The 14,146-nt window shown below is 51.0% G+C and carries 13 protein-coding genes; 4 read left to right on the top strand and 9 right to left on the bottom strand.

From position 1 onward, the window contains the following. Genes J4F31_03130 through mltG form a run of 4 tightly spaced genes read left to right on the top strand, consistent with a single transcriptional unit; the run spans position 1 to position 4,344 of the window. Complete coding sequence (locus J4F31_03130; GenBank protein MCE2495562.1) at positions 1-777, top strand: diaminopimelate epimerase; 777 nt, start codon at positions 1-3, stop codon at positions 775-777. Continuing rightward, positions 771-1,304: a GNAT family N-acetyltransferase gene (locus J4F31_03125; GenBank protein ID MCE2495561.1), complete on the top strand. Its 534-nt coding sequence runs from the start codon at positions 771-773 to the stop codon at positions 1,302-1,304. Before J4F31_03130 ends, J4F31_03125 begins: the two co-directional genes overlap by 7 nt. Beyond that, positions 1,301-3,301, top strand: a complete 2,001-nt coding sequence (locus J4F31_03120; protein ID MCE2495560.1) for a tetratricopeptide repeat protein — start codon at positions 1,301-1,303, stop codon at positions 3,299-3,301. The genes J4F31_03125 and J4F31_03120 overlap by 4 nt, the downstream gene beginning before the upstream one ends. Continuing rightward, the gene (gene mltG / locus J4F31_03115; GenBank protein ID MCE2495559.1) at positions 3,298-4,344 is read left to right on the top strand and encodes an endolytic transglycosylase MltG; all 1,047 of its coding nucleotides are present in this window, start codon (positions 3,298-3,300) and stop codon (positions 4,342-4,344) included. The genes J4F31_03120 and mltG overlap by 4 nt, the downstream gene beginning before the upstream one ends. A gap of 10 nt (positions 4,345-4,354) precedes the next feature. Here the strand turns inward: mltG and J4F31_03110 are convergent, their stop codons facing one another. From J4F31_03110 to J4F31_03070, 9 genes are all read right to left on the bottom strand, one after another. Further along, positions 4,355-5,440, bottom strand: coding sequence for a PKD domain-containing protein (locus J4F31_03110; GenBank protein ID MCE2495558.1), 1,086 nt, complete (start codon positions 5,438-5,440; stop codon positions 4,355-4,357). A 126-nt stretch (positions 5,441-5,566) separates the two neighbouring features. Beyond that, positions 5,567-7,285, bottom strand: a complete 1,719-nt coding sequence (locus J4F31_03105) for a phospho-sugar mutase (GenBank protein ID MCE2495557.1) — start codon at positions 7,283-7,285, stop codon at positions 5,567-5,569. A gap of 38 nt (positions 7,286-7,323) precedes the next feature. Further along, on the bottom strand, positions 7,324-7,836 hold the full coding sequence (locus tag J4F31_03100; protein MCE2495556.1) for a DUF2807 domain-containing protein: 513 nt from the start codon (positions 7,834-7,836) through the stop codon (positions 7,324-7,326). 24 nt (positions 7,837-7,860) lie between these two features. Further along, a complete protein-coding gene (locus J4F31_03095; protein ID MCE2495555.1) occupies positions 7,861-8,004 on the bottom strand; it encodes a hypothetical protein in 144 nt (47 codons plus the stop codon). 50 nt (positions 8,005-8,054) lie between these two features. Further along, on the bottom strand, positions 8,055-9,431 hold the full coding sequence (locus tag J4F31_03090; protein ID MCE2495554.1) for a GIY-YIG nuclease family protein: 1,377 nt from the start codon (positions 9,429-9,431) through the stop codon (positions 8,055-8,057). Then, positions 9,432-10,097 carry a serine/threonine protein phosphatase gene (locus J4F31_03085; protein MCE2495553.1) on the bottom strand — a complete coding sequence of 222 codons (666 nt, stop codon included), beginning with the start codon at positions 10,095-10,097 and terminating at the stop codon, positions 9,432-9,434. It abuts the gene before it with no gap. A 56-nt stretch (positions 10,098-10,153) separates the two neighbouring features. Next, positions 10,154-11,812 (bottom strand): T9SS type A sorting domain-containing protein, encoded by a 1,659-nt coding sequence (locus tag J4F31_03080; GenBank protein ID MCE2495552.1) that lies wholly within the window; start codon positions 11,810-11,812, stop codon positions 10,154-10,156. 95 nt (positions 11,813-11,907) lie between these two features. Further along, on the bottom strand, positions 11,908-13,029 hold the full coding sequence (gene dnaN / locus J4F31_03075) for a DNA polymerase III subunit beta (GenBank protein ID MCE2495551.1): 1,122 nt from the start codon (positions 13,027-13,029) through the stop codon (positions 11,908-11,910). A 93-nt stretch (positions 13,030-13,122) separates the two neighbouring features. Further along, on the bottom strand, positions 13,123-14,145 hold the full coding sequence (locus tag J4F31_03070; protein ID MCE2495550.1) for a DUF4340 domain-containing protein: 1,023 nt from the start codon (positions 14,143-14,145) through the stop codon (positions 13,123-13,125). Position 14,146 lies beyond the last annotated feature (1 nt).

Below are 14,146 nucleotides of genomic sequence, written 5' to 3'. Positions count from 1 at the left end.
GTGATCATACCCTTTGTTAAATACCAAGGTACGGGAAACGACTTTATTGTGATCGATGACCGTAAACGCTTTTTTAAGGCCGGGGAAGCCGGGCAAATCGCCTATTTGTGCGATCGACGGTTCGGAATTGGGGCGGACGGACTCATTCTGATTCGCGATGACGTGCGGTACGATTTCCAAATGGTATACTTTAATGCCGATGGACACGAGGCATCCATGTGCGGAAACGGCGGCCGCTGTGCCGTTAAATTCGCCGCGCAATTGGGCATGATCTCGGGCCGCACTGAATTCCGCGCCGTAGACGGTGTGCATAGAGCCGAACTAGTGCCCGAAGGGGTGGCGCTCGGTATGAGTGATGTTGTAGGAATAGAAAGCCTCGGCGACGATTACTTTATCGATACCGGCTCGCCTCATTTCGTGCGCTTCGTGAAGTCGCTGAACGATTTCGATGTGGTGGGCGAAGGCAGGGCCGTGCGCTACGCTCCGAAATACCGCGAAGAAGGAACCAACGTCAATTTCGTTGTCGAAACCGATTCGTTCCTTGAGATCCGCACCTACGAACGCGGGGTCGAGGACGAAACCCTGAGTTGTGGCACCGGAGCTACGGCTGCCGCCTTGGTCTGGGCATCGAAAAAAGGCATCGAAAAAGGAAGTGTTTCACTCCTGTTTCCGGGCGGAGAAGTGAAGGTGCATTGGCGGAGCGATGGCGATCGATACACAGACATCGAACTTGCGGGTCCGGCCGAAGAGAACTTCAAAGGCGAAGTTCAATGGTAAAGCTCAGCAGTGAACATATAAAGTTACGTGCGCCCGAATCGACCGATCTCGAGGTCTTTTTCGCTTGGGAGAACGACCCCGACGTATGGCTCATTACCCAAACGCAATCGCCGTTTTCGCGCGATACGTTGCGATCGTACCTCGAAAATGCGCATAAGGATCTTTACGAGTACCGCCAATTGCGCCTGGTCATTGAAGACGTGAATGCCGATCGACCACTTGGGACCGTGGATTTCTTCGATTTCGATCCGGCTAACAAAAGAGTAGGCGTAGGCGTTTTCATAGCCCTGCCGGCCGATCGCCGTCACGGGTACGCGCGCGAAGCACTGGCCGTAGCACTCGATTTCGCTTTTGAGCAGTACGATCTCGAACAGGTCTACTGCAACATACTCTCCAGTAATGAGGCGAGTCTAAACCTGTTTGGTAGGTTGGGTTTTGAGACGGTCGGACTCAAAAAACGGTGGGTGCGTGAAGGCAGCCGGTGGCACGATGAATACCTGCTGCAGAAACTGAAAGAATCGAAATGAAGAAATGGTTGGTGCTTGCGTCGATGACCACCGCGGTCGTGATCTTGGCCGCCCGTTGTTCGGGCGGTGGCAGTGCCGATGAAAAGGAGAATTTGGGCCTGCGGCCCGATGAACAACACCCGACCTACAAGAACCTCGCGGATACCGTCGCCTATGTCGGCAAGCAGGTCTGCAAGGCCTGCCATGGCGATATCTACGACACCTATGTACACACCGGAATGGGACTCAGCTTTGATAAGGCCTCGCGGGTCAAGAGTTCGAGCAAACTTGGCCCCGACTCCAAGATTTACGATGAGTATCGCGATTTCTGGTACCACCCGTTCTGGAAAGGGGAAGAGTTGAAGGTGCTCGAATACCGGCTCCATGGGCTCGACACCACATACAAGCGGATCGAATCGGTCGACTACATCATCGGCTCGGGTCAGCATACGAACTCGCATATCTACAATGTCAACGGCTACTTACATCAAGTGCCATTTACGTACTACACCCAAAGCGGTAAGCTCGATTTTCCGCCCGGATTCGAGAACGGGAACAACACGCGATTTAGTCGAACCATTGGGCTCGAATGCATGAGTTGCCACAACTCCCTGCCAGAGTTCGTACTGGGTTCAGAGAACAAGTTCAACGGCGTTCCGGACGGCATTAGCTGTGAGCGCTGTCACGGGCCCGGTCAGATCCACGTGATCGAGAAAGGGCAGGGCATAGTGGTCGACACGAGTAAATTCATCGATTACAGCATCGTGAATCCGGCCAAGTTGGAAGGCGACCTGCAGTTCGAGGTATGTCAGCGATGTCATTTACAGGGGAATGCGGTACTGAAGCCCGGAAAGGACTGGTACGACTTTAAACCGGGCATGCGCTTGTCTGAGGTCATGAGCGTGTTTTTGCCCCGTTATGAGGGCGGCGAAGATGAATTCATCATGGCCTCGCACGTCGATCGGTTCAAGCAGAGTAAATGCTACTTGGGGGCCGAGGAGACCTTCAACTGCATCAGCTGTCACAATCCGCATAAAAGTGTGCGCGAGACCAATATTCAGCAGTTCAACGCCACCTGTGGTGATTGCCACGGTGAAACGCCGATGTTCGGATGTAGGGCTCCTCAGGAGGATGTGGCGGCCGATGACTTCAACTGTGTGGCGTGCCATATGCCGAGTAGCACGAGCATCGATATACCCCACGTAACGGTGCACGATCACAAGATCCGGGTTCCGGAGTTGGACATGGCCGGGGAGGAGAACATCGCGCCGCAGGCGCAAAAGATTCGAAAATTCATGGGACTTGTAAGTGTGAACGAAGGTTCGCCCAACGATCGCACGAAGGCGAGGTCCTACCTGCAGCAGTATGAGAAATTTACCGCGTATCCGCAGTTTTTGGATTCGGCCAAGGTGTTCATCGATCGAGCGGGGGAGCCGTTGTATGAGGTGGTGAATTGGCACTTCCTGAGTGAGGACTTCGATGGGCTTTGCGACTACATCGATCAGCGGGGAAGGGCGAATGCCTTGGATGCGCTGAGGTCGACGGATTTTACGAACAACGATGCGTGGACCGCCTACCGTATTGGCCAGAGTTATAGGAATATCGGCCGAAACGAAGAGGCCTTTGACTTTTTATCCCGGGCGATCTCCCTGGCTCCCTACCAACTCGAGTTTCGTAACAAGATAGCCACCTTGATGATGGATATGGGGCTTCGCGAGAAGGCACTTTCGCAGCTCGAGTTCGTTTATAAGGAGTATCCGTACTACCCGGAGAATTTGAATAATTTGGGTTTTTATTGGCTTAGGGAAGGCGACCTCGAAAGGGCTGCCAAGCTGTACGATGAGGCGATCGCCTTGGATCCGGATTACGTCCCCGGGTTGCTGAATAGGGCGGGACTTGCGTTGTACCAAGAACGATGGGCCGATGCCGAGCGCGATTTGGTGCATATATTGCGGATCGAGCCGAATCACCCGCGGGCCAATCAAGTATATGAACAACTCAAACAGGTTTATCCATGATGCGGCGTAAGTGGTTTAGGATCGCGTTGGTAGCCGTCGTGGCCATCGTGGCGCTGATCGCTTCGCGAACCTATTCGGCGATCTGGTCGTCGAACGTGACCGAGCGATTCGAAAAGTACGATCTGTATATCGAATCCGATAGTCGCTTCGACTCTGTGGTGGAGCAATTGCGCACCGACTCTGTTCTTGTTTCGGTCAAGAGCTTCAAATGGGTCGCTAAGTTGAAGAAATACGATCGAAAGGTCAAAAGTGGGAAATACCTATTGAAGAGTGGCATGTCGAACAATGACATCGTGAACTTGCTGCGATCGGGCGGACAAACACCCGTAGATGTCACCTTCAACAACATCGATAACGTATACGAACTGGCTGGAGTGGTCAGCAGCGAACTCGAAGCCGACTCTACAGAACTTGTAACCTTGTTGACCGATCCCGACTATCTCAGAGCTAAAGGGTACACCCGCGAGACCATTCTGGGGGTTTTCTTACCCAATACCTATGTGATGTATTGGAATACGGGTGCCGAGGCCTTCATAGAGCGAATGCTTAGAGAGCACGATCAATATTGGCACGAAGGGCGAACCAGTGCCGCCAAGTCGATCGGCATGAACCCGAATCAAGTCAGTACTTTGGCTTCCATCGTGGAACGCGAGACGGTTCAGCTTCGCGAAATGAAGACCGTTGCCGGATTGTATATCAATCGCCTTCGAAGAGGTTGGAGGTTACAATCGGACCCCACGGTCGTGTTTGCATTAAAACAAGACCATACGGATACGGTCATTCGCAGAGTGCTCACCACGGATTTGCAGATCGATTCGCCCTACAATACATATTTGTACGACGGATTACCTCCTGGTCCAATAGGGGTTCCGAGCTTACGGGCCATAGAGGCGGTACTCAATTACGAAGAACACAGCTACATGTTTATGTGCGCTAGTGTTGAAAGGCCGGGTTATCACGAGTTCGCAACGAACCTCACCGCCCACAATCACAACGCTGCGCGATACCGCAATTGGCTCGATCAGCAGCGTCTGTATCGTTGATCGTTCCTGCTTACCTTACAAGGAGCTTCTGCACCCGATCGGCCCACTGTAAGTAGTAAACACCAGCTGGGATATCGGCCAAATCAAAGATCCATAGGTATTCTTGTGAGCCATTGTGAAGCGGCACTTTGATCTCCTGACCCAACTCGTTGTACCACCGAATTGGACCATCCACTGAACCTTCAATGGTAATGTGGTCGCGTGCCGGGTTTGGATAAATACGTAATTCGTGTTTCCCATCTGGTAATCCGACCGTCGAGTAAGTTACACTCTGGCAAGAGTCGCCTGAGCATCCTTGCGCACCCGTGGTTGTTAAACAAACGTTGTAGTTTCCGTCTTGTGAGTAGGTGTGCGACACAAGCGCTCCCACTTCCGTGCTTCCATCTCCGAAATCCCACTCGTACGTAAAGGCACTCGACCCACCAGCTGTAAACGTGAATTGATGTCCCACCTGAACCGAGCTGAAGCCCATGGCTTGCAACGGATTCACATAAATGGATTGCGTTACGGTGTCGGTACAGGCCGAGTCGATGGCAACCTGCACGATCTCAATGACTCCAGATAAGCCCGTCAAACTGAAGTCGCCCGGACCTGTATGATCCAGGACTCCGTTTACCCACCATTCAACATTCTGTGTTCCGGCACTTTGATCAGTGACATACACGGTATCAACAGAGCAAAACGAGCTATCCGATACGGTAAAATTCGCCGCCGCCGGACAACAAGACCCCACGGTTACGGAACCATTGTAGTTCCCTGCGGACTGATTCGCAGGAATATTAAAAGTCGTTACGTTCAATGAGTACGCTCCCGGTGGCACGCCATTCGCAGGAATCGTAATCACGTGTGTATATGGCGCAAACATCGGGTTTCCGATCGGCGGAGCATTGAAGTCAATATTCACCGTCAATGTCGACCCCGATACACTGTAGCTATCGCCTTGCACGTAAAACTGCGGCATGGGTTTCATACCGTCAACCGTAATGGTCCAGCTTTGGCAGTCGACCGGATTGGCCGAAACGACCACGGATGTAATGGATTGCGCACTGGCAGTAAATAAACCGAACGCAGCGATTAGGAGAAAGATTCTCTTCATAGGTGTTCTGTAGTAAAAAAGGGCTGGTTGATCCCTAAGCTCAGTTAATGGAAGTGCCAAATATACACAATTTCCCTAAAACCAATGAGTTGGCCCTACGGGCCGATGCACAACTCCCGCACCCGCTTAAAATCCGAGGTCGGCGATGATGGCATCGATGCGCGATTCAAGCGCGGCTTCAACGGCCCCAAAGTTCTTTTTGTCCGATAAACTTCCCTTTACCGAAAAATAGAACTTGATCTTCGGTTCGGTGCCCGAAGGTCGAGCTGAGATCTTGGATCCATCTTCCGTGTAAAATTGCAGCACATTGGACGACGGCAGGTCAATGGCGCTAGTTGTTCCGTTCATTAAACCCTTTTCTTCCAAGCTCGCGTAGTCAAGCATGCGTACAACCTTGGAGCCGTTGATCGTCGCGGGCGGATTCGTGCGGTATTCGTCCATCATGGCTTTGATCTCCGCAGCTCCGTCGCGACCTTTCTTGACGATGCTGATCAGACGCTCTTTGTAGAAGCCGTACTTCATGTATACGTCGAGCAGTCGATCGAAGAACGACGATCCACGCGATTGTGCTTCCGCGCCGATCTCACAGGCTATGAGCGCGCTTGTTACCGCATCTTTGTCTCGAACGAAATCTCCGACCATATAGCCAAAGCTCTCTTCGCCACCGCCGATAAAGGTCTTCTTGCCTTCTCTTTCGCGAATGAGTTCGGCGATCCACTTGAAGCCCGTTAAACACACCGGACACTCGAGCCCGTTGGCCGCCGCGATATCGATGAAGAGCTCGCTGGTCACGATCGTTGAGGCTACGAATTCATTACCCTCGAGCTTACCGGTCTTTTTCCACTGATCTATGAGGTAGTCCGTCATCACGGCTCCGGTTTGATTTCCGTTCAACAATCGCAGCTTCCCTTGATCATCCCGAACGGCGATTCCGATACGGTCTGAATCGGGATCCGTACCGATCACCATGTCGGCCCCTTTTTCATCGGCCAAATCCAATGCCATACTCAGAGCTTCGGGCTCTTCCGGGTTAGGTGAATCGACCGTAGGGAAGTTTCCATTAGGAACAGCCTGCTCCTCAACGATGTATACGTTCCTGAAACCTGCCATTCCCAATACTTGAGGAACTCCCTTGATGCTTGTGCCGTGAATGGAGGTAAAGACGACTTTAAATTCGTCCTTTCCCCGTACGTCGAATCCTTGGGCTACGGAGGCTTCATGGAACACGCGATCTACCTCTGCGCCGATGATCTCAATAAGCCCTTCGTTTCCTTCGAATTTTACTTGATCCGGATTCGTGATCTTTTGTACTTCTTCAATGATCTTTTTGTCGTGAGGTCGAACGATCTGTGCTCCGTCGTTCCAGTAAACCTTATACCCGTTGTACTCTTTAGGATTGTGCGAAGCGGTCAGCACGATACCGCTGTGACACCCGAGATGGCGAATGGTGAACGACAACTCAGGTGTTGGGCGGAGGCTCTCGAATAAGTACACCTTTATTCCATTGGCGCTGAATACTTCAGCTACCTGTCGGGCGAAAGTGCCCGAGTTATTCCGGCAATCGTACGCGATCGCCACCTTTAATTCTTCATTCGGAAAACACTGGATCAAATAATTCGAAAGGCCTTGAGTGGCCATTCCCAATGTGTATTTATTGATTCGATTGGTACCCGGTCCCATGATACCGCGCATTCCGCCCGTACCAAAGCTCAGACTTTGGTAAAATGAATCGGTAAGCTCCTTAGGGTCACTGTCCATCATGGAGCGGATGGCCGCCTTGGTTTCTTCGTCGTAGTTGCCGTTGAGCCATTCGTTGGCTTTGTCTAAGATGGCTTGTTCGATCATGGTGTAGATCAAGTTATAGGTTTATCGATCGATTTGATTTACGGAACTCGCTCCGTAGGTGTCTTTGCTGATTTGCGGGTTTCCGCGGTATTAACTTCCGAGGCGCCACTGGCGTTGACTTGCAGTTTGTCTACAGCCCACAGCTTAACGTCGGCCGCACCGGATACATCCACATCGGCCCGCAGGGCCCGCATTTCAAGCGATTCGATCTCGGATGCGCCGTTAACCTCGATCTCCAGGTCGTCCACTTCGCCTTTGAATCGGAGCTCACTACCTCCATTGGCATGCACGCGAAGGTGTTCGCCGTAGAATTCGAGCCGCATTTCTGACGCTCCGTTGGCTTCGACCTTCAGCGATTTCCCCCGAATTCCGCCGCGCGTTTCGAGTTCATTGGCGCCGTTGATGTTGATCTTCTGCAGGTCGCGGACGGTAATATAGATGTTGCGCGCCTCGGCCTTGCGAATCGTGCGTTCGCCCGAGATCTCTAATTCTCTGCCGTTCTCGTCGATATCGAGATACTGGAACAGGTTTTCGTCGAGTTCAATCTCCAGACCGCATTCACTGCCTTGGCGAACCTAGATCTCAAATGCGCCACTGACTTCGATCTCGTCGAATTCGCCTACGGGAATCGTACGCGAGGTAACGTTTCCGTTATCAACTACGCCCGGGTTGCACGAATAGGCCACAAAGGCGATCAAAAGGATGGATAAATACCTCATAAGCTCGAATTTATCCAATAAAGATAGGAACTTCCACACATCCGACCGCATCAAAACTGCGTTTCAAAGTAGCGAATATCGGCACTTTTTTGTTGGCGTAAAAAGCCCAGGATCAGACTTTGCGTATGGCGATTGTCCTCGTAGGGGGTAACGAACAACCGCAGCTGGTCTATTAGTTCAATTGGCTGATTCACAGGAACATATCCAAATCCTCGATAGCGACCTTCCTCGATCAATACCACGCTTTGTTCCTTTTCGTCGCGCCCTTCGCCCAGAATGAAAAAATTGGGCTTCGGATAAGCGAAGTGCTCGAGGACCTTATCTACCCGCGAGTTGTATTCTTCCGGAGACTCCTTTCCCAGGTTCGCTCCCTCACATTGACCCACACTAACGTGAAAGCAGCCCTTGTCGCTTTTATATAGGCCACACAAACACGGGCACAGATCGAACTCCTCATTCAAATACTCGAGGTGCCGTCTTCCTTCCGTCGCGGTGGAGTAGGTGCATAGCGGTATGTCTTCCCCTTTTTGCAACTTCACCCTTAACTCGCGGTAACCGCTGTCATTCATGGATTCATATAGGCCGTAGGTATAGCTGTTTCGGCGCGATGCCCGATTGAACTTGGGGCGATTCTTCTTGATCTCGTGGCTCTCGAGCAATAGCGAAATCAATTCGCTTCCTGTCAACACGTAATCCACCCAGGCGATCTCCTCCATCATGTGCACGCCCTTTTCGGTGTCGTAGTTGTTGAGGTGCTGCATGATCCGCGACTTGATGTTCGTGCTCTTGCCCACATAGATTAGCATGCCCTCCGCATCGTACAAGTAGTATACCCCCGTCTTGGCAGGGAGTTTTCGGATCACTTTTGGTGACAAACCGGAGACGTAATCGCCCTTTCGGGCAGATGCGGAACCGTCGGCGATAAGCCCGTCATTATCCGCGGCCAATAGTATCTCGAACAAGGTCACCGTAGCCCGTGCATCGCCCGCCGCTCGGTGACGGGCCGATATTTCGATGCCCAACTCAGCAGAGAGTTTGCCCAGGCTGTACGACCTTTTACCCGGTAGCAGCTTTCGACTCAGCTTTACCGTGCACAAAGTTTCGCGCTCATACTCGTAACCCAACGATCGGAACTCGGCCTTGAAAAACCAGTAATCGAATTTGGAGTTGTGAGCCACGAAGACGCAATCCTCGGTAAACTCCACGATCTCTTTTGCAACTTCGTAGAACTTGGGTGCATTCTCGACCATCTCGTTCGTGATCCCCGTTAATCCGGCGATGTGTTTGGGGATGCGCTTTTCGGGATTGATGAGACTTTGCCACTCCGCAACGATCTTGTAGCCGTCGTGTCTGTACATAGCGATCTCAGTAATACGCTCATTCCGCGCACTTCCGCCCGTGGTCTCTATGTCAATGATGCAGTACAATTACTTGATGTCGCGCTTATCTGTTGAAAGGTAGCACACTTCCTTTACATTTCCTTTTTTACTCACCTTCACTCCGCATAATCCTATACCCAAATACGCCCCGGTATCAACGGTCCAGCAGTTCCCCCGTTTATCGTACTTGGGTTTGCCGCTTTTTTGTGGGGTATGGCCGATCACTTGAGTTTTGCCGATGTTCAAAATGGGCCTTCGGTTGTTGAGTACGCTGAGGCGATTATCTTCCTCAAAGGGGTTAGAGGTGGTGATTGACCAACCGGCGTGACTCACAAAGGTCGACTGATTTTCCCACGACAGGGGGAGTTTGCGAATCCACTCCACAAAAGGAGCGTATTCCTCGGGGTTTTCGTACAACTGCTTCAGGAGTTTTGAACCACCGCCACGCAGCCATTTAAGTCGAGGACTTCCCTTTAAATACTGAAGAAGATCCCACTCGTGATTGCCTTTCATGAACGCGGTCCGACCCGGATACCTATCTTCGAGCTCTTTGCAAAAGGCAATGGTTTCAATACAATAGTTACCGCGATTGATGAGGTCTCCAACCTGAACTAAGATCTCCTTTTCGGGGTTCCAATGCTTCGCCACCAAGGCCTCAAATGTGTTGAGGCACCCGTGTACGTCACCGACCACAAAAAGCTTGGATCTTTCCACAAGCGAAAGGTAATAAGTCGGTCCACTTTCAACAAAATATCAGCGTTATTTAAAGCTTATTGAACCACGAGTTTTTTGATGGCAAAGGACCCATCCTTAAACTCGATGCGCAATAAATAATGTCCGGGGGCAAATCCTCTTAGTTCCAAGGTGGTTCTACCATCATGAACATCTACCTGATTAACCGTTATCCCACGCGAATCTACCACTGATACACGGGTAGGCACCTCTGTGGTAAATGCCAGGTTGACATTGTCCCTTGCGGGATTCGGGAAAAGCTTGAAGTCGGCTGAAAATGGTTCATCATCAACACCAACCGATTGAGGGTTTTCGAACTGCACGATGAAAGACTCCATGGAGACATGTTCGAATAAGCTTCCTTCTCCGTAAACAAGTTGAGGGATCGTTAGCCCAAAGGCGGTGAATTCATTCCAGTGATTCTCACAGCCCAGGACATAGATTCGGTTATCTTTTTCCCGAATTTCCCAGATCATAGTGGCGGTTGCCGGCAGACTATTGATCGGCTCAAACGATGCGAAATCGAGGGTGTTTGTTAATGATAGCATCCCAAAATGTCGGTGGTCTTCCGGTGATAATTGGAAAGGGTGATCACCGACCAAGCGAAATACCGGGGTAAGACTGGATAAAAAGACCCCAACTCCGGCGGAGTGATCGGTCAACCCGGCCAGGCGACTTCCTTGACTAAGGACTAACGGAGTGCAGCCAACCGGTTCTCCAAGGGAGTTTAAGCTCAACAACCAGTTTGAAGCGGTGGTGTAATTAGGTTGGTGATAACGAACATCCCCGCCGTATTTCACGCGTTCCGCGTGTGTTGAGAACCCCAGAAAAAGGTGTCCGTCCGTAGAGTAATGTAAGTGATTTAAATATGGTCGCTCATCCATACTCGCAGCGTGAAGGGAGAAGCTGGACTTCGAGGCGAGATGATAACGAATAACGACGATATTGTTTTTCATGTCCCCCTGGAGTACAGCGCCGTTCAAAGCAACTGCATTTTCCTTCGTTACCAAGGCAAATGAATAGTAGCCATCGTCTTGAGAGATTCCCATGAATTCCTCAATTCTGCCTTCAATTGGGATGGCGGCCTGATCGATCAATGCTCCGGTTTGATCGATCTCTAAGACAGCCAAGTGAGGTCTGCTTTTATGAACCGCATTTGTTCCCCAATACGAGAACTTCCGAAAGTAGCCCGCATACAGTATGTTTCCGTTGGGCAATTGGTCAAGGAATTGACGTTCTAAAGTGTTGTAGGGTACTTCACCATAAAATGGAAATTTCCAGTCTATGGTCGAATCGTTCGACATTTGAACCAGCGAGCGATTGTAGTAATGTGGGCCCGGCAAATCACCCAATCCGACCGATTTGTTCTCGTACTCAAAGATCAGTTTATGATTATTTAGTGAACTGAAAGTGTGTATGCTCCCTTGAGGTAAACGCAGCCTCCAGTTGGTACCATCGTCATTGAGTTCACCGATGAAGTCGTAGTTGTGATGCGTATAGACCATATCGGAATGGCCGGACACCCCAATCTGCTTTCCTGTCCCGATAAAGATCTTAGTTCCGTCTTCGGCTATAGAGAGCTCTTTGACCTCATCGTCTCCCGGACCAAAAATTTCATTGAACTGAATGAACGGGTATCCCTGCCCCAAGACTATGAGGCCCAAAAAAAGGATGGGAATAGTGAATAACGTCTTCATAACTTGAATTTTCACTCAAGTTAGGCGAAGTCGAGAGCGAATAAAAAGAATCTTTCGCCCTTAAATCACAATTCCGAAAGGAATTACTAAACCGATCAGTTGTTCAACATCACCGGCATCACCAGCATCAGCACGTCTTCGCCGTCTTCGCTACCGTCGAGCGGGAGCAGAATACCGGCGCGGTTAGGAGCGGACATTTCGAGGTTAACGTTCTCGCTCTCGAGATTGCTCAGCATTTCAACGAGGAAACGACTGTTGAAACCAATTTCAATGTCCTCACCTTCGTATTGGCACGTCAAACGCTCATCGGCCTTGTTCGCGAAATCGAGATCTTCAGCGCTGATCTGCAGCTCATTTCCGGCGATCTTGAGGCGGATCTGATGGGTGGTCTTATTCGAGAAGATACTGACACGGCGAACAGAGCTCAAGAAAGCGACTCGGTTCACGGTGAGCTTGTTCGGGTTTGTCTGTGGAATCACCGCTTCGTAATTCGGATATTTACCGTCGATGAGGCGGCAGCTCATATCGATGCCGTCGAATACAAAGCACGCATTGCTGTCGTTGTATTCAATAGAAACTTCGCTGTCGGCTCCGGCCAAGATACTCTTTAACAGGTTCAATGGCTTTTTGGGCATAATGAACTCGGCTGATGAATCGGTGGTCGCATCGGTACGCGTATAGCGCACGAGCTTGTGGGCATCAGTAGCTACAAAGCGAACGTACTCCGAACTGAACTGGAAAAACACACCCGACATCACCGGACGCAGATCGTCGTTTCCGCTGGCGAAGATGGTCTTGTTGATGGCGTTAGCGAGGATCTCGGGCTGAATCGTAGCCTTGCTTGGATCTTCGAGTTCCTGTGCTTTAGGGAATTCATCACCGTCGAGGTAGCTCAACGAATACTTACCGTAGTCCGAGCTCAGTTCAACTTTTTTGAACTCCGAATCAAGCAAGAAGGTCAGTGGTTGCTCGGGAAAGGTCTTGAGCGTATCGAGCAACAGGCGAGACGGAATGGCGGCACTGCCTTCTTCGTCGCTCTGCACTTCTAATCGGGTTGAGATCGTGGTTTCCAAATCGGAAGCCGTGATCTTAAGTTCGTTCTCCTTGATCTCGAAGAGGAAATTGTCGAGGATCGGCAGTGTGTTGCTGCTGTTAATGACCCCGCCAATCGTTTGAAGCTCCTTCAAGAGCTGCGTGCTCGAAACAATGAATTTCATCTGATGAATATGTTGATTGAGGGCCTTTTGACCCAGTTTTCGCCTAAGGGCAAATATATATTTTTAAGGGCCTACGGCCCGAAAAGAAATCAACTACTTTTTAACAACAGCGCTCCCTTCGAAGTAGGACCGATCGCGCAGGATCTTGCGCAGAGCGTAGTTTTGGATGAGGATGAAATCCTTACCGTTCAACAGCGCATAAAAGCGATCCAGATCGTACGCGCGTGGGTTACCGTCTGAATTCGTGGTTCCCGGAGGGGCGCTCTTGTAGTAGGCGACGAGTTCGGTATCGCGACCACCTTCACCATCCACCCGCAGGGTGAAAACCGGCTCACTATTGAGAATGCTGTCCTTCTTTTCCCAGATGCGATCGTCCTCCGTGATCAAGCCCTCGAAGTAAATGCGGCGGAACTCCTGCAAATAACCCAGTGCCGCTGTAGAATCGAAGCTCATAGCTTGCTCTCCGGGCATGGTGACCACTTTCACGACCCCCACTTCGGGTTGCTCCACGCGGAATCCCATTTCTGGTTCGCGGTGATACTGAATACTTACTGACTCTATGCGTTCCGGGCTTACGCCCACTATGGAGCGATCGCGCCACAAGGCCGGGTCGGCGAAATAGCGGGTGTTCAAGAATCCATTGAACCCTGGAATATGCACCAGGTAAGGGCCATCGGACCCGTCGATCATCATATAAGTTCCGAGCAGGTCGGGTGCGTTTCCGCCCACGTAAAAATGTTTTACGGATTCACCATTGGATTCGACGATCACCTCCACGCCTCGGGAGCTCATTTGATTCATTACGCGCTCTTTGGCCATTTCAGGGGCAAAGCTGCGCATCTCTTGGCGCTTCAGCGTTTCGAGCAGCACCTCCATGGCGTCGGGGCGCACATGGTGTTCACCGTTGACCATCCAACCGTCGGCCGTTCGAGTAAGCACGGTTTCCATTGGGCGCTTATCCTTAATGACGATACGATATACCGCTGAGGTGTCTTCCACGGTGAAATTGTACAGTTGAGGTCGCGTGGTGTTTTCGTTTTGGAAGTAAGCCATCCAAAGGACCAGTCCGCCCAATAGGGCGATCAATACTACGTAGAGCCAAATTCTGTTTTTCATG

The sequence above is a fragment of the Flavobacteriales bacterium genome, from assembly GCA_021296215.1.
Lineage (GTDB): Bacteria > Bacteroidota > Bacteroidia > Flavobacteriales > ECT2AJA-044 > ECT2AJA-044.
This window is presented reverse-complemented; position numbering and strand designations above follow the sequence as displayed.